Source organism: Ruegeria sp. ANG-S4 (genome assembly GCF_000814005.1).
Lineage (GTDB): Bacteria > Pseudomonadota > Alphaproteobacteria > Rhodobacterales > Rhodobacteraceae > Ruegeria.
The window spans coordinates 406,711-428,375 of sequence record NZ_JWLK01000005.1; the positions used below are offsets into that span (position 1 = coordinate 406,711).

The window sequence follows — 21,665 nt, forward strand, 5'->3', positions numbered from 1 at the left end:
GGCGGGGCACCTGTAAATCTTCAGCGATACCAAATGACAAGAGGGCGCCATGCGCATTGCACGAGACCTTGCCGACGCAGTCGGAAAAACGCCGTTGATCCGCCTGCGCCGCATCAGCGAAGAGACCGGCTGCGAAATTCTCGGCAAGGCCGAGTTCATGAACCCGGGACAATCGGTCAAAGACCGTGCCGCGCTGTATATTATTCGCGACGCGGTGGCGCGTGGTGAATTGAAACCGGGTGGCACGATTGTCGAAGGGACGGCAGGCAACACCGGTATCGGTTTGGCCCTCGTCGGTGCGTCGATGGGCTTTAAAACAGTAATCGTGATCCCCGAGACGCAGTCGGAAGAAAAGAAGGACATGTTGCGGCTTGCCGGTGCGCAACTTGTGCAAGTCCCGGCCGCGCCGTACCGCAATCCCAACAACTTCGTTCACTACTCCCGTCGTCTGGCCGAAGAATTGGCGCAGACGGAACCCAATGGCGCGATTTGGGCCAATCAGTTCGACAACGTGGCGAACCGTCAAGCGCATGTCGAGACGACCGGGCCGGAAATCTGGGAACAGACCGAGGGCAAAGTGGATGGTTTCGTGTGTGCCGTAGGCTCGGGTGGGACATTGGCGGGCGTGGCCGACGCGTTGCAGCCAAAAGGCGTAAAGGTGGCTCTTGTCGACCCGATGGGCGCTGGTCTCTATTCCTACTACACGACGGGCGAAATTGCGATGGAGGGCGGCTCGATCGCCGAGGGCATCGGGCAGGTCCGCATCACCAAGAACCTCGAAGGCTTCAAACCTGACTTTGCGTACCAGATGACGGACAATGAGGCGCTGCCATACATCTTTGACCTTCTGCGCGAAGAGGGATTGGTCATGGGCGGCTCGACCGCGATAAACATGGCGGGGGCCGTTCGCCTGGCCAAGGACCTGGGACCCGGGCACACAATCGTGACGATCCTGTGCGATTATGGCACGCGCTATCAGTCGAAACTGTTCAACCCCGAGTTCCTGCGCGAAAAAGACCTGCCGGTACCAGATTGGATGACCGAGGCCCCCCGCAGTATTCCCGGCGTGTTTGAGGACGTGTGATGCCGCGCCAGGTCCGCCTGTTTCTTGCGCTGATCGCGGTTTGCCTGATCAGCCTTGCGGGTGCGGCCTCGGCGCAACTTACCGATCGCCAAAGCGACTACTACCAGGGGTGGCTCAGCACGGCGGACCGCGCCGAGTCGGTGATCGAGGCCAATCGGGCTTCGGATGCCGCCTTGGAAAATCTGCGTTCGGAAATAAACGATTACCGCGAAGACTTTAACGTCGCCCGCAGCGCCAATACCGACAGAATCCAAACCTTGGAAGGGCAGCTGAAGGCGCTGGGCCCAAAACCCGAAGAAGGGTCATCCGAGCCTGAAGATATCGCGCAGTTGCGCTCGCATCTGAACGAACAACTCAACAGTCTTCGCGTTCCCCGGATCATCTCGGAAGAGGCATACAGCCGCGCCAACGGTCTGATCAGCGAAATCGACAGGATCATTCGGGACCGCCAAAAGAAAGAGTTGTTGGAGCGCGGTCCGTCTCCACTTAACCCAGTCTATTGGAAACCTGCATGGGTCGACGTGCAGGAAGCTGTTCGGGCGCTGGCCAACGAGACGATCAAGAACCTGCAGACAGACGTGGCACGAGAGCAATTGCACCAGCGCGGCTTGGGCATTTTGCTTTTGGTCGTGATCGCCGGTGTGCTGCTGGTTTACGGACGTCGCTGGTCCGAGGTCGGTGGGGATTATCTTCGCAAGCTTGGCGGTCGTGGCAGCGGCGTATGGACCTTTGTGATCTCGCTGTTTCGCATTTTACTGCCGTGGCTGGGCGTGTGGGTTCTGGTGCAGGCCATTATCATGACAGGCGTTCCGGGCCTGCGCGGAACGCTCTTGATCCAGAACATTCCCTATTGGGCTGCGATTGTCTTTTTCTATGACTGGATCGGTCGGCAGATCTACCTGATGGGGGCCGCGCAGAATTTCAATCGTTTGTCTGCCGCCAAGATCACGGAACTGCGCGTCTACATCGACCTGCTGGCGATGATGTTGATCTTGCACGAACTGGCGATCTTGTTTGAGCAGATCGAGAACATTTCGGACGCGACCCGTGCCGTTGTCTCGTTCCCGGTGATCGTCGCTACGGCGCTGCTGCTGCTTCGGGTCAGGCAGGTCAGGCAACCCGCCCGTCTGGCCGAACAAGCAGATGTGGAATCGAATGCACGCGCCGCCAGCATCTATCAGGTCATAGAGTTCCTGCGTCGCGCTTTGTTCCTGTTGGGTATCGTGTCGCCGATCCTTGCGGCGTTTGGCTATATCAACGCAGCGGAAGCAATCGTTTTCCCAACGGTTAAAACTTTGGTCCTTATCGCTGCGCTGGTGATCCTGCAACGCTTCTTCAGCATGCTGTACGGCTGGATCACGGGGCAGGGCGAGGCTGCGCGGGACTCTCTGTTTTCGGTCCTGATTGGGTTTGCGCTGGCGATCCTTTCTATCCCTGTTTTGGCCCTGTATTGGGGCGCACGGGAAACCGACCTGCTTGAGGCGTGGTCGCGGCTGCTTTTGGGCTTTAACGTCGGCGGCGTAACAATCTCGCCCAGTAATTTTCTGACCTTCGTTGCGGTCTTTGTCATCGGTTACACGCTCACGCGGCTGTTGCAGGGCGGATTGCGGAACTCGCTGCTGCCCAAGACCAGCATCGATCCCGGCGGTCAGAACGCAATTGTTGCGGGCACTGGCTATGTCGGTATTTTTCTAGCCGCGCTTTGCGCGATCATGGTGGCCGGGTTTGATTTGTCCTCGCTCGCCATCGTGGCGGGTGCCTTGTCTGTTGGTATCGGTTTCGGGCTGCAAACCATCGTTTCGAATTTTGTCTCTGGCATCATATTGCTGGTCGAAAGGCCAATCTCGAAAGGGGACTGGATCGATGTGAATGGCATGATGGGATACGTGCGCGACATCTCGGTCAGGTCAACGCGGATTGAAACCTTTGACCGATCGGATGTCATTGTTCCCAACTCAGACCTGATAAGCGGCGTGGTGACCAACTATACGCGGGGTAACACGATCGGGCGCGTGATCGTTCCGGTTGGGGTGGCGTACGGCACCGACACCCGCAAGGTCGAGACCATCTTGGGCGAGATTGCAAACGGGCATCCCATGGTTTTGGCCAACCCAGCCCCTAGCGTGGTTTTCCAGGGGTTCGGAGCAGATTCCTTGGATTTTGAAATTCGTGCCATCCTGCGCGACGTAAATTGGGTGCTGTCGGTCAAGTCCGACATGAACCACGAGATCAACCGCCGCTTTGTCGAAGAAGGTATCGAAATCCCGTTTGCGCAGCGGGACATCTGGTTGCGAAACGCCGAAGTTCTACGCGAGGGCAGAACGCCAAAGCCTGCGGGCACTCTGGATACCACGCCTGATCAAACGCAATCCGACCCGGTTCAAATGACGGAAACGGACCTGGATTCCGGTGACGGCGACGAGCTGTAACTCTGCTGCATTCGGGCCTTGCAAATCCCGTTTCGATGGTCCAAATATCGCCGGCACGGAGAGGTGGCCGAGTGGTCGAAGGCGCACGCCTGGAAAGTGTGTAGGCGGGAAACCGTCTCCAGGGTTCGAATCCCTGTCTCTCCGCCACAAAATACCTGTAAGATACTGTTTTTATATGATTATTGTATTCACTATCGGCGGGTATCCCCCAATTAGCCCGCCATAACGCAATTGTCTGGAGTGCATTCACTTAAGCGATTGCCAAGTGTGAGCCGATTGCGATCATTGAAGAATAGAGGAATTTCTTTACAGCTTTGAACTGAGAAATTTCTTGGCTTTGATCATGTAATGTGATTAGCGCTGCTTTGGATAGGTTGAGTCAAAAGGCGTAGATATGGTGTTGAAAACTTTTCAAAACAAGTCACCGACAACCTCTGTAGAAAAGCCGCCAGAAGAGACACACACCGTAGAGAGGCCAAAAGTCATTTCGCTATCTGACCCATTGGCAGAACGAGTGACCTGTAATGACAGTTTGGTTCTGCCTCACCTGACAGTGGTATAAATTTGATCCACTATCGAAAAGAAATAGACGGATTACGTGCAGTTGCCGTTGTCTCCGTCATTTTGTACCACGCAAAGTTGGAGCTCTTTGGCCGACCGCTGTTTGGTGGCGGCTTCTTTGGAGTGGACGTATTCTTCGTGATCAGCGGATATCTGATCTCAAAGATCCTTTTCGTTGAACTTCATGAAAACGGGCGGATTGACCTTGCAGCCTTCTATGCTCGACGGGCTCGCAGGATTTTACCCGCGTTGATTGCTGTTAGTATAGCCACGTTGTGCATTGGCTGGTTTTTTCTTCTACCTGCCGACTATGTGGATCTAAGTTCAAGTGTATTAGCGACGTTCCTGTTCATTTCGAATTTTTTCTTCTATTTTGAAACCACGGAGTACGGAGCCGATGACGCGCTCCTGGAACCGTTCCTCCACACTTGGAGTTTGGCTGTTGAAGAACAGTTTTACCTTGTTTTTCCAGTGCTACTTCTTGTTCTATTTATGTGGCAACGTAAGTTACTTTTTACTTGGCTAATTGGGCTTTTGATCGCCAGTTTTGTCTCGGCGATCTACTTTACAAGAACTGATCCAGACCTGAGTTTTTTTCTTCCATTCACCAGAGGTTGGGAACTTCTGGCGGGTTCGATTGTGGCTTATAGTGAAAAATTGAATGTTTCGCGTAAACTAAGATTTCAAGCAAAATGGTATGATGCTTTCGCCGCCCTTGGAGCAGGGATGATCATTTTGCCGCTCTTTTTGGTCCATTCGATCGCTCAACATCCAGGCTTTATCACAGTCTCGTCAGTGATAGGCACATCCTTGATTTTGGCATTTGGTTCGGAGCGCGGTATTTTAGGGCGGTTGATGTCATCACGCCCCGCGATTGCAATCGGTCTAATCAGCTATTCCCTCTATCTGTGGCATTTCCCGGTTTTTTCTTTCGGGCGAATGCTCAGCGGTCAGCAGGACCTAGTGGATAAGTTAGTATGGGTCGCCATTACGGTTGTGTTCTCAATCTTAAGCTATCGGTATGTTGAAAGACCGTTTAGAAATCGCGATCTCATTCCCCGTCGCGTATTTGCACGATGTCTCAGTTTTGGCCTTGCGTTAGTGCTAAGCTTTAGCGTTATGACGGTCTACTTTGGAGGTTTTGCTTTTCGTGTACCTCAAGCTTTGAGGCCATATGCAGGAGAAGTTGGCTACCGAACACTAGAGAATGACGGCAAACGATGCCATAATCACCCTAAAGACGTTTGCACTTTTGATATTGACCCGAGTAAGCCCGTGTCTGTGATGATTGTTGGAGACAGTCACGCAGATAGCTTATCGAGCGATCTTTATACCAAGCTTTTGTCTCGCGACATCGGAAAATTCATTCAAATCACCACTAGTGGCTGTCCAATAATACTTGGGTTTTCTATTAAGGGGCGAAAAACATGTACCTTTGAGCGTGTTCAAGAACGTCTTAAAACCGTTGAGTATATGGGGGGAAGAGAACGTTTAATTGTGATATATTTTGCCCGAACACCCGTGTATTTATCCGGTGTCCGTTACGATGGCGGACCAGGCAGAATTGAAGAAGGGCCACCTTTCAAGCACGTTATCTCGGGTAGCCGTGAACAGAATCTCATTCGTACGTTGGACCGCATTTCGCAGGTCTCTGAGTTGATAATTGTCTATCCTATGCCAGAGTTGGGCGTTCATGCTCAACGATATTTTTTGGACCGAATTCGTCCTGTGTTCCCCGGGAAACTGGAGCGCGTAATGGAGAACGAACCGCTAAAAGTATCCGAACAAGTGTTTCGGGAACGAGCGGCCAAATCGTTCGAGGTACTGGATCAAATCACTATTCCAGAAGGGCAAAGAATCTACCCCCATGAGTTTGTTTGTAAGTATGAGTTGGAGGGTTGGTGCTACGCCCATGACAGCGAGCAACTGTTTTACACCGATAGCAACCACCCAAATTGGATACTAGCCGACCAAATAAATAACAGAATTGTTGATCAGATCGACAAGATGATTTCGGTGGGATCAGTTACTAATTAGTCTAGCAGGAATCAGAAAGTCTCATGTTTTCTCGTAGTCGACAAAACCGACACAACCGGCAAAACCTGTCCGCAAGTGAGTTCTGTCAGTTTTGTCGGTTTTGTCATCGGGCTGGTCACGGTGGTGCCTGGTGGATCATCGGATTGGCAATGTAAAGACGCGACCGCCGCCCGCCATTGACGCAAATTAGGTGCTATTCAATCGGGTGAGATCGCTTTTTTCTAGGGACTTGAGGGCCGCAGGTAACTTTATGACGACGGGACTCTGAACAAAGTCGACCGGGCGGCTCCCTGAACCAGATACTGCTCACCGGTTTGTTGCGGAGAATAGGCGCAATTGCAGGAACGACCACGACATGCTGCATTGTCGTCAACTCAGCGCTTACACTATGAGAACGGTTTCTAGAAATTTCTTTATAGCTTAATGCCGTTCTGCCAATGCAAAATCGGAGCCTACTCTCTCCGCCACATCATCTACTGTTCAGCCCAACCGTGATGACCCCTTGCCGCGTTTATGGCTCTGCATGCAGGGTGTTTTGAGAGCTATCGGCAAGGAATCACAAACGCATGGGTGAAAAGTCTGAAAACACAGCCGTGTTTTTGAACGGCAGCCTGATGCGGCATGTGGTTCGGATGTCTTTGACGACCAGCATTGGTTTGATGGCGATCTTCGCCGTCGATTTCGTTGACATGGTTTTCATTTCGATGCTTGGCAACGATGCCTTGGCCGCGGCTGTCGGTTATGCCGGTACGCTTTTGTTTTTCACCAACGCCATAAACATCGGACTGTCCATCGCGGCAGGGGCACTGGTTGCCCGGTCGCTTGGCGCAGGGCGGCCTGACGAGGCAAGGCAATTTGCGTCCAGCGTGGGTGTCTTGGGGATTTGCATAGGTGTTCTCGTATCCTTAGCCGTTCTTGCAAATGTCGATTTCCTGTTGTCCATGTTGGGTGCACAGGACGAGGTTCTGCGCCTTGCGAGCAGGTATGTGACGATAATCCTGCCAACGATGTGGGTCATGTCGGCCGCTATGACGTCGATGGCAGTTCTCAGGGCGCATGGCGACGCACGCCGGTCGATGATGGCCACGATTTATGGTGGCGTAGTCAATGCCGTCCTGGATCCGGTTTTGATTTTTGCCGTGGGACTGGGGCTGGACGGGGCCGCCATCGCCTCGGTCATTGCGCGCGTCACCATGCTGGCCGCGGCGCTTTTGCCCGCGTTGCGTGTGCACAAAGGGTTTTCACGCCCGTCGGTTCGGAAAGTTGCGCAGGATTTCCGAGCGGTAAGAACGATTGCGATCCCTGCGATCCTGACAAATATCGCCACGCCCATCGGCAACGCAATCGTCGTGCGCGAGATTGCCGAATATGGCACGGACGCTGTTGCGGGAATGGCGGTGATCGGGCGGCTTTTGCCTGTGGCATTCTCGGTGATCTTCGCGCTGTCCGGGGCAATCGGGCCGATCATTGGCCAGAATTTTGGCGCCGGACAAAATGACAGGGTCCGCGCCGCATTCCTGGCAGGAATCAAATTCACCGGCACCTATGTTCTGGCCATGGCGGCTGTGCTGTTCCTTCTGCGCGCGCCCATAGCAGACCTGTTCGATGCACAGGGGGAAACACGGGTTCTGATCTACCTGTTCTGCGGGCCGCTGGCATTGGCCTCATTCTTTAACGGTGTGATCTTTGTGACAAATGCCAGTTTCAACAATCTGGGCCATCCCGTTTATTCGACTTGGATCAATTGGGGACGACACACGATTGGAACGTGGTTGTTTGTCGTGATCGGTTCGCACCTTGCAGGCGCGCCGGGTGTTCTATTGGGGCAGGCATTTGGTGGCGTCATCTTTGCCGGGATCGCATGGCTTCTGGTGAACCGTGTTGTATCGAACTTGTCGCGCCCGCGCCCGGCTGAACCATTCTCGGACCAGGGACGCATACACTCGCTCTTTGGCCGTCGCGGCTGGTAGAGAGGGTCGCTGACACGCAGCTTGCAACGTATTGGTTCAAAACCGTTAACAAAACTCGCAATTTGATATAACCTTCCAGTGTTATTGCAATTTGCGGTCCGGTTAGTGTTGTGAGTCAAACGATCTACGAAAAGTACGGCGGGTTCAAAACCATCAGTCGTATCGTGATGACCTTCTACGAGATGGCGTTGGAGTCCGATGAGATCGGGTTTCACTTTGAAGATATAGACCTGCCCCGATTGATCGATCACCAAACCAAGTTTGTCTCTTCCTTGGTCGGCGGGCCTGCAGCGTTCAGTGACGATCGGATCGAAGCTGTACATCGGAACCTGAATATTTCGCACGCGCATTTCGACGAGATGGCGGCGCTGTTCAGCGAAGCGTTGGAGATGCACGGCATGGCGGTTCACGATATCGAGGTTGCGCTGAGTGCCATCGAGTCGAAACGTTCGATTATCGTCGCGCGGGATGCTGCATGAGTATTCTGGCAATCAACGAACACCTGCTTCGGGCCATCGGAGTAGGGGTTGCAGTTTTGCGGGCCTCGGACCTGACGTTCGTGTTTCACAACGGCCCGTTTGCCGAATGGTTCGGAACCCCGGCGGAAGGGCAGACGTTGCTGGACCTGTTGCCTGATCTGGACGCAAAGGAACTGGATGACGTCAAACAATCCGGCCTGCGTTACTCAGTGGAGTTGCAGATCAAACCAAAGCGTCGGACGCTGATTTTCGCGACTTCGGTTTCCCTGGCGAATGGGCTGGAAGAGCAGGTGTTGGTTGTCGAATGCCAGAACATCACCCGAATCCGCGAACTTGAAAGCATGATCGACAGTTACTCGACCATGGTTGAACGCAATACACGCGAGTTGGAACGCGAAAAGGAACGGGTCGAGCGTCTGCTGCTGAACGTCATGCCGCGCGCCGTATATGAAGAGTTCAAGACCTTCGGCGTCGTCACACCGCAACTGTTCGAACAGGTTTCGGTCGTGATGCTGGACTTTGTCGGCTTCACGGATTTTGCCGCCAAAACTGACCCGACGGTTACGCTGAGCGAGTTGAACGACATATTTACAGCTTTCGACCGGATCGTCGAACAATTCGGTTGTGAGCGGATCAAAACCATTGGAGATGCTTATCTTGCTGTGTCCGGAATGCCGGATGCTACGCCGGATCATGCGACCGCTGTCGCCCACTGCGCGGTTAGATTTCTGCGGTATCTGGAACGGCGCAATGAAAGCCATCCACATAAATGGCAGGCTCGGGTTGGACTTGGCATGGGGGCCGCCGTCGGTTCGGTCGTTGGAATTCAGAAATACGTCTATGACGTCTTTGGGCCTGCAGTGAACACTGCTGCGCGTCTACAGGTTTTCGCAAACCCGATGAACATTGTGGCCCCGGCAGAGATGAAGTTTGCCTTAATCGATGAGTTTCAGATCACGGATATTGGCCCTGTGGATATCAAAGGTATGGGGCTAATGGAGTTGATCAACGTCACCTCTCGCCTGAATACGCCCAAACCCAGTCGGGTTTTGTGACCCGGTCATTCGTCCGGTGCGACCAAGCCCAAGCCACGCAAATAGATTCCGATGCCCGATTCCAGCAGGTCTTCCGGAGGGAAAGGTGACGTCGCCCCGGTATTTCGCGCATAAAGTTCGACGACCCCATGACTCATGGCCCAAATATGGGCGCTGAACATCGACGCAGGCGGGCGTTTCTCGGGCGGGATATGGCGCGACAGGTCGGCGGCGGCCTTTTCCAGAACGTCCTTGGCGCGGTTTGCCGCCATCGCCAGTTCGGGCGTGCGGTTCAGGGAAATGCCGCTTTCGAACATCGCGATGTAGTGACCGGGGTGCTTGCGAGCAAACGCCAGATAGGCGCGCCCGGTCGCCTCGAACGCCGAAAGCGCCGATGGTTGCCCCTTGTCATAAGCATGCTGCATCAGGTCCGAAAACATCTCGAACCCCTGGCGCGCCGCCTCGGCGATCAGATCCTCGCGCCCGTGGTAATGGCGGTAAACGGCTGCGGGGGTGACGCCAGCTGTCTTGGCGGCCTCGGACAGGGTGAACCCGGTGGGACCTTTTTCTTCGATCAAGGAAAGCGCAGCCTCAATCAGGGCCTGTTTCAGATTCCCGTGATGATACCCGCGTTTTGTCATTCTGGCGTCAGCTACCTTTTACTAGAGGCCAACAGATAGACCAACATGAAGGCACGTCCAACCTGTGAAAAACGGTTTGCCGTCAAGGCGCTATGCCTCCCAGATTTCCGGACCGCCACTGATTGAAGGATCCGGTTCGCCAAGGGCTTTTTCGTTCTTTTCGTCATAGTCGAGCTGGGTCAGCACTGTTCGAATGGCGGCCAGCCGTGCGCGTTTCTTGTCATCGGACCGCACGATCGTCCAGGGGCAGTTCTCTGTGTGGCTGCGCGTCAGCGTTTCCGAAATCGACTGTGTGTAGTCGTCCCACTTTTCCAAACCCGCAATGTCAATCGGGCTGAGTTTCCATTGCTTCAAAGGATCGGTTTCGCGAGCCAGGAAGCGGTTCAACTGCTCTGCCCGGCCGACGTTCAGCCAGAACTTGAACAGATGGATGCCGTCGTTCACAATTCCCGTTTCAAGCGGCAGAACCTGCCGGAAAAACCGCTCACGCTCCTCGGGCGTGCAAAAACCGAAAACGTTTTCAACAACGCCCCGGTTGTACCAACTGCGGTCGAAAAAGACGATTTCTCCGGCAGAGGGGAGGTGTGGGATGTATCGCTGAAAATACCATTGGCTGCGTTCAGCGTCCGAGGGTTTGCTCAGCGCCACGTTGCGGGCGCCGCGCGGGTTCAGGTTTTCGCGAAACCGTTTGATCGTGCCGCCCTTGCCAGCCGCATCGCGGCCTTCGAACAGGATGGCAATCCGCTGGCCCGTCTCCTTGACCCAGGATTGCATCTTGACCAGTTCGATCTGCAAAGCATCCATCTGCTCGGCATAATCCTTGGTCTTCATCTTTTCCGGGTAAGGGTAGGTGGGATTGACGATATCGCCTTTTTTCGAGTCCTCAATCGCCTTGCGGATATCTTTGGGCGCGTCGTCACGAAAGTACTTTTCGATTGCGCCTTTCTTTGAACGGGTCATGGGCGGCCTCGCGATAAAATCTATAACTTACTATGGATTACCGAACGGTTTAACGCAAACCTGCGCGCTCGGCCGCACGGTCAATGGCGGCGGCAACTTCGGGTGCCGAAACGACTTGTGGCATGTGGCCCATGTTATCAAGTTCAACCAATTCTGCGCCGGGGATCTGCTCGATCAAACGTTCGGAGTGCCATTCCAGCCCAACTGTTGTGTCGGCAGTTCCGTGGACAATTTCCGTGGGTACGGAAATTTCACCGTAGCGGGGTTGAAGCTCGGTTATTTCGACCAGTAGATTTGCGCGCTGTTTGGCGTTCGCGTGCATTGACGCGCGACGGGTCGTCAGGCCCGGGCCGAAGTGTTCCGCATAGCCGTCCGGCGCCTTTTGCGGGGCGAACACGGCATCCAGCGCTTTGTCGACAAACCAGTCCGGCACGAAGGCGGAAACAAACGGCAGTACGATCGCATTACCAAGGCGCGTGGCCGCGATGGTATTGAACGCATCCAGCGGCGTCTCCCACGGAATTGCAGCCGGTGCGATCAGGACAAGGCCCGAGATCGCTTGGGGGCGTGTCACGGCCCATGCCAGCGCGACCGAACCGCCATAGCTTTGACCCGCGACAATCGGCTTGTCCGCACCGAGTTGCGCGGCGGCTGTTTGCAGGATTTCCGCTTGTTCGACAATGGTTTCACCGCTTGGGTTAAAGCTTTGTGAATAACCCAGACCGGGGCGGTCGAAAACGATGACACGATAAGACTTGGCCAGAATCGGTGCGAGCGCAAAGGTCATATCGCGGGTGTTCCCGCTGGAGCCGTGGATCAGTACCACATCCGGGCCATCCCCCATGACCACTGCATGAACCGCGATTCCGCCGACATCCAAGATCTGACCTTCGGGCGGAAATGCTGCTTCGGTCCTTGCTTCGTTTTTGGACGCCCGCCAAAAGGCCGTTACCCACGCTGCGGCCACCAAAATCAGAATAATGACAGCGACGCGCATCATGGTGGTTCAGGCCCTTAGATCGGTTGTGTCCACACCTATCCGGTCTATGTCGAACGGAGTGGTCTCGTAGATTTCGCTGATCCAGTTTCCATACAACAGATGTGCATGGCTGCGCCATCGGTTCTGCGGCACCTGACTGGGATCATCATCCGGGTAATAGTTCATTGGCACGTTGATTGGCGTACCATTTGCAACGTCCCGATCATATTCCTGCTTCAGCGTATCGCTGTCATATTCGAAATGGTTGAAAATATAGAGCGCGCGGTGCGCGGGATCTTCGATCAGGCACGGCCCCACATCGTCGCTGCCCAGCAGGGTTGTCAGGTCATCGGTTGCGTCAATCTCGGCTTGTTTCATCTCGGTCCAGCGGCTGACCGGGATCACGCAGTCATCAGAAAATCCGCGTAAAAACGGGGACGCCGGGGCCAGGTTGCGGTGTCGGAAACACCCAAAGGCCTTTCCGTCAAGCATGTGCTTTTTGACGTTATGGAAATGATTGATCATTGCCATACCGCCCCAACACACGCCAAAGGTCGAATGTACGTTGGTCTGCGTCCAATCGAACACTTCGCGGATTTCGTCCCAATACGTCACATCCGGAAACTCCAGATGCTCGATCGGGGCCCCGGTGATGATCAACCCGTCGAACTTTTTGTCCTTCACGTCCTGAAAGGGACGGTAGAATTCGGCCATATGTTCGGCGGCCGTGTTCTTGGTTTTGTGCTCGGTCATCCGGATCAGAGAAAGCTCGATCTGCAACGGGGTCGCGCCAATGAGACGCGCGAACTGGTTCTCGGTCTGGATTTTCTTGGGCATCAGGTTCAACAACCCGATCCGAAGCGGGCGAATGTCCTGCCGGGCCGCGTGATCCTCGGCCATGACCATGACGCCCTCTTGGGTCAGGACGTCAAAAGCGGGCAGGTCGGAAGGAATCTTGATAGGCATTGGGTCACACTGTTGAAGCTGTTGAGGAAATTCGGAACTTATGCGCGGGCGGCGCGGTTCTCAAGGGCCCGTTCGATCACGTCATCGAAATCGCCGGAATCGCGGATTTGGCTGACGTCGCTGGCCGCGATGGTCAGGCCCCAGTTCGCGGCCATCGCCTGGTATCTGGGCCTGCGGTGCGCCAAAGCCCGTGCGTAGGTCCACCGGATGAACGCATCCGGGTTCACGTCAGTCTCGGTACAGCCCTGCTGTTCCAGGTAGTCCGACCAGACCTGATTCAGGAACTCGGCCTGGTACGACATCGGTTTAGGGGCTTTGTCGAACCGGCGGATCAGTTCCTGTGTGTGCGCCTCGTCGCCCTCGATCCAGATCATCAGGGTGTGGCGGGACAGTTCGGTCAGAATCTGGTCGTTGGGGTCATTTGGGTCCCCCCATTCGCAGATCGACCCGCCGGTATCGCAGATGAAATTGGGGTATTGGTACAAGCGCTCGGCGCGATCAATGAAGTACTTGGTGTCCAGCAGCGCATGTATTTCGGCAAGTCGGAACTGCTCCTGCCGCCGCCGATACTCGGACATCTCAAGCCCGCCCCGATCAGGATCGCCGGGCTTACCCAGATAGGTCGATACCGGAGTCAGATTGTCGAAAGAGATATTGGAGCCGATGTAAATTGAGTCCGACAGCAGAAGGTCCCGCAGAAACGGGACTTTCATCGCCTCGGTCTTGGCATTGTCCGTGATGTACTCGCCCATGTACCGCGTACCGATGCGGTAGTCGATCGAATAGTGGAACCAGTCGCCTGCATCCCGAAGGATATTCGATACATAAGTCTTGCCCAGCCCGGACATGCCGAAAAACAACACTTTCTTGCGCGCTGCATCGCGCCAGTCCTGAGCTGAGGTATAGATCATGTCTCGCCGTCCCTTGTTTTGCCCTAGCTAGAACGGGCCGAACCCGGCGTCAATCTTGTCTGCTTGCCCGGTTGAGGATGAGGAGGCCAACGGCGAGAACTGCGAACCCCGCGAAAGCATTGGGGGGCAGAGATTCGTCGCGGATGACGCTGCCCAACAAAATTGCCACCGGTGGGATAATCAACGTCACGAGCATCAGATTGCCGCTGCCGGCAAGCGCAAGAACGCGGTAGTACAGCAAATACGCCCCGGCGGTTGCGATGACGGAATAGTACCCAATTGCAGTCCAGGTTTTCCACGGCAAGTTCAGGTCCGGCACACCATCGACGGTTACTGCAAGGGGCAGCATCAGAACGGTCGAGGCGGTCAACATGCCGGCGGCTGCGATTTGCGGCGGCAGGGCGCCAAGATAGAGGCGCGCCCAAACTGCGGCAAACGCATAGCATAACGTGCCGGAGAGGATGGCCAACTGACCAAGGTTCGACGGGTTGAGACTGGTAAAATTCCCTAGGCCAATCGCAATTGCGACCCCCAAAAACCCCAGACCTATGCCCAGAAACCGCATTTTGCTTAGTCGTTCATCCTGAAAAAACAGGGCGGCCAACAAAACGCCGAATACGGCGGTCGCGGCGTTCAGGATCGAAGTCAGACCTGTCTCGACATAGAGTTGCCCCCATGCCATCAACGAAAAGGGCAGGACGTTGTTCAGCAGTCCCATGACCAGAAAAGCCGCACATATGCGGGGATCTTTGGGAACGGGCAGGCGCCTTACAAAGATGTAGGCCCACAGCACCAAAGTGGCCCAGAACACCCGGTGCAGGACCGAGGTCATGAACGGGACCGTGTCCAGTGCGATTCGAATGGATAGAAATGAGGCCCCCCAAATCACACCCAACAAGGTGAGTTCGGCCCAGGCCTGTGGCGTCAGTGTCTTTTGCGTCGTCATGACATTTGTCTGTCACGTCGATCCGCGCGGCGCGACCCGTTTTATGCGAAAAACCCCGCCGGTATGGCGGGGGTTTCCCGAAATCAGAGTGGTTGCGAAATCAGTCCAGGGCGTAGGTGACCTGAATGCCGACGCTCCACGCGCTGTTGCCGTCGAACGTGGCGCGGTTGTCCGGCCCGGTGCCGTTCGCTGTTGCATCGCCGATGTCGGTGTAGCGGATGCCACCCGAAACCTTCGCTCTTTCGAACGAATAGGTGCCGCCCAGGCCAATGCTCCAGAACCCGTCTGTCGGACCAAGGTTCGAGACCGAGTTGCCTTGCGACGTTTCATAACCAAGGGTCACAGCGCCCGAAAACTCTTCGGTGAATTGGTAGCCAAGACCGAGGGAGTAGGTGAACGTATCCTCTTCGTAGTCGACAAGGTTGACACCGGTCAGCCCGACATAGACCGGGGGTGCATAGACGGTCTGCGGCCAGTCGACCCAGCGGATCGAACCAAACAGCAGCGTTTTGGGTGCGACACCCGTCTGGAAATCAAGGTTGATCGACTGGGGCGAAACGATTTCGCTGGACGAATCCGCGCTGACGCGGCTTGCGGCCAGACCGGTTGGTGTAAAGCCAACCACATCGTTCGCTTCGGTCTGCGGCAGGTCGTGCGTGATCTTGGAGTTGTAGGTCAACGCGACCCGGGCCGCGATGTCAGGCCGTTCCCACGCGACACCAACAACATATCCAAAGTCGATTTCTGCGTCGGTTTCGACCCGATACCCGCCTTGCGGGAAGGGTGTCGACGATCCGCCTGCGATCGGTACGGATACGCTCGCTTTCAATCGTTGCGCACGTACGCCGCCGATCACGCTGAAGCCGCCGTCAAACTTGTAGCGCAGCAACGCGGTGATCGACTCGGTTTCGGCCTTAGCGCGCAGAACGTCGGTTGTCGCGCCCGGAATTCCCGCCAGTCCGACAACGTTCTGCGACAGCGGGTACGCGGCTGAATAGTCGATATCGGCCCCGAACGGTTCGTCATAGACAAGGGCAAAGTCCAGCTCTTCGGTCAAAGCTGTCTTGTACGCCAGATGTGGTGTCCAGAAACTGTTGGTGACATTGCCCGAGTCGATGGTCTCGCCAAATGTCGGGCTGAGCGGTATCTGATCTTCCATCGAGCCTGTGACGTCTGGTCTGGTGTACGACAGACGGAACTGCACGACCGAGCCTTCTTCGAACAGGATGTTCACACCCTGACCGCTTCGGTCCAGTCCACCGGCCTGTACGGCGGACGCCCCGACACACAATGCGCACGCTTGTATCAGCGCCTTTTTCATTTATTCCTCCCTTTCACTGTCCGATTGCCTGTGATCCACGCTTTGTGCGTATTCCCGGCAAAGTTTCCGGGTATTAACTCTCTTAAACCTTAATTTACCGTCAACCGGTGACGGAACGTTACTTGGAAAGGGTGTCCTGCCGAACTGTTGCGGAATGGATACGGTTTTCCGAGTGAACGTTGAGAAAGATGCCTGAGAAGATCACGAAGGCCCCAAAAAGCGTCCAGTGATCGATGGGCTCGTGGTACAAAATCATCCCCACAATCGCGATAGTCGGCAGACGCGCAAAGTCGAAAGGAACGACCACTGTTGCCGGGGCAATCGCCAGCGCGTTTGTGATGCAATAATGCGCCAGCAAACCCGCAAGCCCCACAAGCAGCAGAAACGGCGCGGTTCTGGCCGTCGGCAAAGTGATCTGGCCGTCTAATCCTGCAGCAACCAAACCCAGCGCGGCCTGCATGACCGTCAGCCAGAACATGATGCATCCGATGCTTGCGATCCGGGTGAGGGATTTCGTGGAAATCGTTGTAAGCGCGAAGAAAATCGCTGACATTGCCGCCGTGATCATTCCGGCGCTTATCGGAACCGCCCCAGGTCTGGCGACGATAAGTATCCCCGCAAATCCGATCAGAGCCGAGGTCATTTTCAAGGCTGTCAGGCGTTCTTTCAGCAACAATGGCGAAAGCAGAATAACCCAGATCGGTTGGGTAAATTCCAGTGCAAAAACCTGCGCCAGGGGGATCACGCTGACGGCATAAAACCACAGGTTCTGCCCGGTGAAATGAAGCACGTTCCTTACCCCGTGGAGGCCCAGTTTCCGGGTCGTTACCTGATGCCATTTTCGCGTCATCGTCAGGACCGTTGCGACGACGAAAATCCCCACCAAACTGCGGAAAAACATGATTTCGAACGTATCATGCGTAACACTAAGCTCGCGTCCGGCAACCGCCATCGACGAGAAGGACGCGATCGCGCCGGTCATCCACAGCGCAGCCTTACCGATTTGGGCCTTATCGCTCATGATCGATCCCGCTGAAGCTGTGTCTCAACATATTGAAATTTATAAGTTTTAGTAATTCAGAAGCGAAAGATGTCGGGGTGCATCACGGGATTTTTCATTCCCACTCTATCGTGCCGGGAGGCTTGGATGTGATGTCGTAAGTACATCTGTTGATGCCTTTGACCTCATTGATGATGCGCGTTGCGGTCTCGCCAAGGAATTCGTGGCTGAACGGGTAATAATCGGCCGTCATGCCGTCAACTGACGTCACGGCACGAAGTGCGCAGGCATAGTCATATGTGCGGCCATCACCCATGACACCGACGGTTTTGACCGGCAGAATCGCCACAAAAGCCTGCCAAATGTCATCGTATAGGCCGTGTTTGCGAATCTGGTCGATATAGATCGCGTCGGCTTCGCGCAGGATATCCAGTTTCTCGCGCGTGATTTCACCGGGGCAGCGGATCGCAAGGCCGGGGCCGGGGAATGGATGGCGACCGATAAAGCTGGCCGGAAGACCCAGTTCGCGCCCCAGTGCACGTACCTCATCCTTGAACAATTCGCGCAGGGGTTCGACAAGCTTCAGGCCCATTTTCTCGGGCAGGCCGCCGACATTGTGGTGCGATTTGATCGTGACCGACGGACCGCCCGAGAAAGAGACGGACTCGATCACATCGGGATAGAGTGTTCCCTGCGCCAGAAATTCGGCCCCGTCGATGGTGTCGGCGTATTTCTGAAAGACGTCGATGAACAGCTTGCCAATGATCTTGCGTTTGGTTTCGGGGTCGGACTGGCCTTCCAACTCGCCAAGAAACAACTCGGTTTCGTCGGCATGGATGACCTGCAGATTCATATTGTCGCGGAACATGCCAACGACTTCCTGCGCTTCATTTTTGCGCAGCAGGCCGTGGTCGACAAATACGCAGGTGAGCTGATCGCCGATTGCTTCATGGATCAATGCGGCTGCGACCGAACTGTCGACACCGCCTGACAGGGCACAGATGACTTTTTTATCGCCGACCTGTTCCTTGATTTTTTCAACCATTTCGGCGCGGTATGCCCCCATGGTCCAGTCGCTTTTGAACCCGGCCAGTTTTACAAAGTTCTCGTAAAGCTTTGCACCCCTTGGGGTGTGGTGAACCTCGGGGTGGAACTGAACCGCGTAAAAGTGGCGATCGGGGTCTGCGGTAATGGCGTAGGGAGCGTTGGGGGAAGTGCCGAAGACCTTAAACCCCGGTGCGATTTTGCTGACGTGATCGCCATGGCTCATCCAGACCTGCTCGTCCCCTTCAGTGAACCAGCCGTCCAGAATATCCAACTTGGCGTTCGGGGTGACAAAGGCGCGGCCGAATTCGGCGGTGCCGCCGCCGCCCGAGATTTTGCCACCTTCGACGGTGCCGCCCAGTTGGTGCATCATCACTTGCTGACCATAGCAGATGCCAAGTATCGGCACGCCATAGTCAAAAATCTCTTGCGGTGCGCGCGGTGAGCCGTCGCGTGTCACGCTGTCCGGACCGCCCGAGAAAATGACAGCGCGGGGCGCCATCTTGCGGACAAAGTCCATCGTGACGTTCTGGTAAGGGTGAATTTCACAGTAGACGTTCAATTCACGCAGGCGTCGAGCGATCAGTTGCGTCACCTGGCTGCCGAAGTCGATGATCAGAAGGCGGTCATGGGTGTCTTGGGTCATGCTTGGCTATTAGGTCGCAAGCCTTGCTTGTGCAAGCGCAATGACGTCAAATACGATGATCGCCTGAACATTGGCGCAAAGGGAATGCGAAATGACAGGAATTTCGTACCGGGCCGCGTCGCCTGATGACACCGAGGCCATTCAAACCTGCATCGCGCGGGCCTATGCCGCCGCCTTGCGCGACATTGCCGATCTGCCGGACGTGACCAGTGGCGTGCGCGAGGACATCGCAGCAAACACAGTCACTGTTGCGGAAGAGGTAAAGCGAATTTTGGGCGTCGTCATCTTTGGGGAAACCCCGGACGCGGTCATGATTTTCAATCTGGCCGTTATACCCGAGGCGCGGGGGCGCGGCGTTGCGCGTCAACTGCTTGACGTAGCCGAGGCGTCGGCGCGTGGCAGCAGCCATTCCTTCTTGCGTCTCCGCACACACAAATTGATGGAAGACACCCGTTCGATCTATGGCCACCTGGGCTGGTCCGAGGTCGAGGTATCCGGCAACACTGTGCTGCTTGAGAAATCCGTGGCCTCACCCGTAACCTGACTTGATCGGGGCTGACACCGTTCATGTCGCTTTTTCCCCGATTACGCCGCTATGAACCTTCGGAACGAAACACTGATCTTGTAACTAACCAGTCAACAATGACCATTCAGACGGGATAATCTCATGTCAGAGGCAAGCACCCGCCGCAGGGCGCGAGGTGGCGGAGGCGCAGCGCGCCGGGCCGAACGTACCGCGGTTGTTATCGAAACGGCGAAGTATATCGAGCGTAACATTCCCAATTTCGAGATTTTGAACGAAGAAGCCCTGGAACTGATCGAAGCCAATGCGGAAACGGTTCTGGCAGAGGTTGGCGTCAATTTCGTGGACAATCCCGGCGCCTTGGAGCTTTGGCGCGAGGCTGGTGCAGACATCGACGGAGAACGCGTCCGCATTCCGCGAGGATTGGCGCGTCAGCTGATCAAAAGCGCCCCATCCGAATTTACCCAGCACGCACGCAACCCCGAGAAGTCGGTTGTGATCGGTGGGCGCAATCTTGTTCTGGCACCGGTCTATGGCCCGCCCTTCGTGCGCGATGCGCAGGGCGGTCGCCGCTATGCCACGATGGATGACTTCAATAAGTTCGTGAAGCTGGCCTATATGTCGAAATGGCTGCACCATTCCGGCGGTACCGTGTGCGAGCCTACGGATGTGCCCGTGAACAAGCGCCATCTGGATATGCTGATGGCGCACATGACCTTGTCGGACAAACCGTTCATGGGGTCGGTCACGGAACCCAGCCGGGCACAGGACTCGGTCGAGATGTGCGAGATCCTGTTCGGTAAAGAGTTCGTTCAGGAAAACACGGTGATGACCTCGCTGACCAACATCAACTCGCCGATGACATTCGACGACGTCATGATGGGGTCACTGGAAGTCTACGCGCGCAACAATCAGGCCTGCATCATTTCGCCCTTTATTGTTGGCGGCGCGATGGCACCGGTCTCGGTGGCGGGAACGTTGACTCAGGTTCTGGCGGAAGTGCTGGCGGGCGTGGCCTACAGCCAACTCGTACGCCCCGGTGCGCCAGCCATCTTTGGCGCGTTCGTGTCTTCGATCGACATGAATTCGGGCGCGCCCACCTTCGGAACGCCCGAGGCGTCCCTGGTCACTTATGGTGCCGGTCAACTTGCCCGTCGCCTGAACCTGCCGTTCCGGTCGGCAGGTTCGTTCTGCGGTTCAAAACTGCCGGACGCGCAGGCGGCTTACGAGACGGCGAACTCTCTGAACATGGGGCTGATGTCGGGCGTGAACTTCATGCTGCATTCCTGTGGATGGCTGGAGGGCGGCCTTGTTGCCGACTTTGAAAAATTCGTTATGGACGCCGATCAACTGGGTGTGCTCCACGGACTGGCCAAAGGCATAGCTTCGGACGAAAACGCGCTTGCGCTGGATGCGATCCGCGAGGTGGGGCCGGGTGGCCATTACCTTGGTTGCGAGCACACGCAGGCGAACTTCAAAGACGCGTTCTGGAAGTCTGAGCTGTTGGATTACAAACCGTTTGAAACGTGGGAAGAAGAGGGCGGTCGCGATACCCGCACTTTGGCTTCGTCGCGGGTCGAGCATTTGCTGGCGAATTACAAACAGCCGCAGATTGATCCCGATATTAAGGCGGCATTGGACGCTTATGTTGCCGAGAAAAAAGCGTCCATGCCGGATGCGTTTACCTGATCACTGAAATTGCGCGGTGCGGCTGGAACAGTACAGCTGCGCCTCGCCAATCAGTGCAATCATAAGATCAAGATGACGCACCAAGGAATAGGCCGCGTCATCCTCTTGGCGTTGCGTGTTCACGTCCTTTTCGAGTTCCATCAGCTGAACGATCGCTGCGCCGGATCCCGGCAGTGATCCGTAACCCAAAAGCCGCTGCAGATGCCTGTCCCGGTCATAGTCCTGTGCCCCAATCTTGGCGGCGCGCGTCAAAAGGCGTGGTCGGCGAAGGGCGGAGATCATCGTCATCAAGTCCTGCACGTGGGGGTCCTTTCCATTCCGGATTGCGGGGAAAGGTGTTGCACAACTTAAGCGGGTGTTGCTGTGTCCCACTTCGCGCCGAACGATGGCTTCACAACTGTTTATCTTTTTGAATCAATTCTGCCGCTTGTCGTCAGCGATTAAC

The 21,665-nt window shown here is 55.6% G+C and carries 18 protein-coding genes and 1 tRNA gene; 9 read left to right on the plus strand and 10 right to left on the minus strand.

The annotated features are described in order from the left end of the window. Positions 1 to 49: 49 nt before the first annotated feature. From RA28_RS14890 to RA28_RS14920, 7 genes are all read left to right on the plus strand, one after another. Entirely contained in the window at positions 50 to 1,084 is a 1,035-nt protein-coding gene (locus tag RA28_RS14890; RefSeq protein ID WP_039530380.1) for a cysteine synthase A, read from the plus strand. Further along, positions 1,084 to 3,513, plus strand: a complete 2,430-nt coding sequence (locus RA28_RS14895; protein ID WP_039530381.1) for a DUF3772 domain-containing protein — start codon at positions 1,084 to 1,086, stop codon at positions 3,511 to 3,513. The genes RA28_RS14890 and RA28_RS14895 overlap by 1 nt, the downstream gene beginning before the upstream one ends. Positions 3,514 to 3,570: 57 nt before the next feature. After that, positions 3,571 to 3,660: transfer RNA gene (locus RA28_RS14900), tRNA-Ser, on the plus strand. A gap of 417 nt (positions 3,661 to 4,077) precedes the next feature. Further along, entirely contained in the window at positions 4,078 to 6,111 is a 2,034-nt protein-coding gene (locus tag RA28_RS22270; protein WP_052261472.1) for an acyltransferase family protein, read from the plus strand. Between the two features lie 566 nt (positions 6,112 to 6,677). Further along, positions 6,678 to 8,081, plus strand: coding sequence for an MATE family efflux transporter (locus RA28_RS14910; protein ID WP_039530382.1), 1,404 nt, complete (start codon positions 6,678 to 6,680; stop codon positions 8,079 to 8,081). 110 nt (positions 8,082 to 8,191) lie between these two features. After that, positions 8,192 to 8,560: a group I truncated hemoglobin gene (locus tag RA28_RS14915; RefSeq protein ID WP_039530383.1), complete on the plus strand. Its 369-nt coding sequence runs from the start codon at positions 8,192 to 8,194 to the stop codon at positions 8,558 to 8,560. Beyond that, on the plus strand, positions 8,557 to 9,615 hold the full coding sequence (locus RA28_RS14920; protein WP_039530384.1) for an adenylate/guanylate cyclase domain-containing protein: 1,059 nt from the start codon (positions 8,557 to 8,559) through the stop codon (positions 9,613 to 9,615). The genes RA28_RS14915 and RA28_RS14920 overlap by 4 nt, the downstream gene beginning before the upstream one ends. Before the next feature lie 5 nt (positions 9,616 to 9,620). Here the strand turns inward: RA28_RS14920 and RA28_RS14925 are convergent, their stop codons facing one another. The 9 genes from RA28_RS14925 to guaA all read right to left on the minus strand — a co-directional run bounded on the left by RA28_RS14925 (position 9,621) and on the right by guaA (position 19,008). Continuing rightward, entirely contained in the window at positions 9,621 to 10,235 is a 615-nt protein-coding gene (locus RA28_RS14925; protein WP_039530385.1) for a TetR/AcrR family transcriptional regulator, read from the minus strand. Positions 10,236 to 10,325: 90 nt separating this feature from the next. Further along, a complete protein-coding gene (gene ppk2, locus RA28_RS14930; RefSeq protein ID WP_039530386.1) occupies positions 10,326 to 11,195 on the minus strand; it encodes a polyphosphate kinase 2 in 870 nt (289 codons plus the stop codon). Between the two features lie 49 nt (positions 11,196 to 11,244). Further along, positions 11,245 to 12,192, minus strand: a complete 948-nt coding sequence (locus tag RA28_RS14935; RefSeq protein WP_039531651.1) for an alpha/beta fold hydrolase — start codon at positions 12,190 to 12,192, stop codon at positions 11,245 to 11,247. A gap of 9 nt (positions 12,193 to 12,201) precedes the next feature. After that, entirely contained in the window at positions 12,202 to 13,140 is a 939-nt protein-coding gene (gene metA, locus RA28_RS14940; protein WP_039530387.1) for a homoserine O-acetyltransferase MetA, read from the minus strand. Positions 13,141 to 13,178: 38 nt separating this feature from the next. After that, positions 13,179 to 14,051: a hypothetical protein gene (locus tag RA28_RS14945; RefSeq protein WP_039530388.1), complete on the minus strand. Its 873-nt coding sequence runs from the start codon at positions 14,049 to 14,051 to the stop codon at positions 13,179 to 13,181. Between the two features lie 49 nt (positions 14,052 to 14,100). Then, on the minus strand, positions 14,101 to 14,997 hold the full coding sequence (locus RA28_RS14950) for a DMT family transporter (protein ID WP_039530389.1): 897 nt from the start codon (positions 14,995 to 14,997) through the stop codon (positions 14,101 to 14,103). Between the two features lie 100 nt (positions 14,998 to 15,097). Then, positions 15,098 to 16,318: an OmpP1/FadL family transporter gene (locus RA28_RS14955; protein WP_039530390.1), complete on the minus strand. Its 1,221-nt coding sequence runs from the start codon at positions 16,316 to 16,318 to the stop codon at positions 15,098 to 15,100. Positions 16,319 to 16,436: 118 nt separating this feature from the next. Further along, positions 16,437 to 17,339 carry a DMT family transporter gene (locus tag RA28_RS14960; RefSeq protein ID WP_039530391.1) on the minus strand — a complete coding sequence of 301 codons (903 nt, stop codon included), beginning with the start codon at positions 17,337 to 17,339 and terminating at the stop codon, positions 16,437 to 16,439. A 94-nt stretch (positions 17,340 to 17,433) separates the two neighbouring features. Beyond that, positions 17,434 to 19,008: a glutamine-hydrolyzing GMP synthase gene (gene guaA / locus RA28_RS14965; protein WP_039530392.1), complete on the minus strand. Its 1,575-nt coding sequence runs from the start codon at positions 19,006 to 19,008 to the stop codon at positions 17,434 to 17,436. Positions 19,009 to 19,099: 91 nt separating this feature from the next. On the opposite strand from guaA, the gene RA28_RS14970 reads away from it, so the two are divergent. Together RA28_RS14970 and RA28_RS14975 are read left to right on the plus strand one after the other, a co-directional pair. After that, the gene (locus RA28_RS14970) at positions 19,100 to 19,552 is read left to right on the plus strand and encodes a GNAT family N-acetyltransferase (protein WP_039530393.1); all 453 of its coding nucleotides are present in this window, start codon (positions 19,100 to 19,102) and stop codon (positions 19,550 to 19,552) included. 123 nt (positions 19,553 to 19,675) lie between these two features. After that, positions 19,676 to 21,220 carry a trimethylamine methyltransferase family protein gene (locus RA28_RS14975; RefSeq protein WP_039530394.1) on the plus strand — a complete coding sequence of 515 codons (1,545 nt, stop codon included), beginning with the start codon at positions 19,676 to 19,678 and terminating at the stop codon, positions 21,218 to 21,220. Here RA28_RS14975 and RA28_RS14980 read toward each other — a convergent pair whose 3' ends face one another. Further along, a complete protein-coding gene (locus RA28_RS14980; protein ID WP_342585423.1) occupies positions 21,221 to 21,508 on the minus strand; it encodes a DUF6477 family protein in 288 nt (95 codons plus the stop codon). Positions 21,509 to 21,665: the final 157 nt, after the last annotated feature.

Coding starts and splice junctions, on each gene's coding strand:
- RA28_RS14890 (WP_039530380.1), top strand. CDS start 50: ATGCGCATTGCACGAGACCTTGCCGACGCAGTCGGAAAAACGCCGTTG.
- RA28_RS14895 (WP_039530381.1), top strand. CDS start 1,084: ATGCCGCGCCAGGTCCGCCTGTTTCTTGCGCTGATCGCGGTTTGCCTG.
- RA28_RS14910 (WP_039530382.1), top strand. CDS start 6,678: ATGGGTGAAAAGTCTGAAAACACAGCCGTGTTTTTGAACGGCAGCCTG.
- RA28_RS14920 (WP_039530384.1), top strand. CDS start 8,557: ATGAGTATTCTGGCAATCAACGAACACCTGCTTCGGGCCATCGGAGTA.
- RA28_RS14925 (WP_039530385.1), bottom strand. CDS start 10,235: ATGACAAAACGCGGGTATCATCACGGGAATCTGAAACAGGCCCTGATT.
- ppk2 (WP_039530386.1), bottom strand. CDS start 11,195: ATGACCCGTTCAAAGAAAGGCGCAATCGAAAAGTACTTTCGTGACGAC.
- RA28_RS14935 (WP_039531651.1), bottom strand. CDS start 12,192: ATGCGCGTCGCTGTCATTATTCTGATTTTGGTGGCCGCAGCGTGGGTA.
- metA (WP_039530387.1), bottom strand. CDS start 13,140: ATGCCTATCAAGATTCCTTCCGACCTGCCCGCTTTTGACGTCCTGACC.
- RA28_RS14945 (WP_039530388.1), bottom strand. CDS start 14,051: ATGATCTATACCTCAGCTCAGGACTGGCGCGATGCAGCGCGCAAGAAA.
- RA28_RS14950 (WP_039530389.1), bottom strand. CDS start 14,997: ATGACGACGCAAAAGACACTGACGCCACAGGCCTGGGCCGAACTCACC.
- RA28_RS14955 (WP_039530390.1), bottom strand. CDS start 16,318: ATGAAAAAGGCGCTGATACAAGCGTGCGCATTGTGTGTCGGGGCGTCC.
- RA28_RS14960 (WP_039530391.1), bottom strand. CDS start 17,339: ATGAGCGATAAGGCCCAAATCGGTAAGGCTGCGCTGTGGATGACCGGC.
- guaA (WP_039530392.1), bottom strand. CDS start 19,008: ATGACCCAAGACACCCATGACCGCCTTCTGATCATCGACTTCGGCAGC.
- RA28_RS14970 (WP_039530393.1), top strand. CDS start 19,100: ATGACAGGAATTTCGTACCGGGCCGCGTCGCCTGATGACACCGAGGCC.
- RA28_RS14975 (WP_039530394.1), top strand. CDS start 19,676: ATGTCAGAGGCAAGCACCCGCCGCAGGGCGCGAGGTGGCGGAGGCGCA.
- RA28_RS14980 (WP_342585423.1), bottom strand. CDS start 21,508: ATGACGATGATCTCCGCCCTTCGCCGACCACGCCTTTTGACGCGCGCC.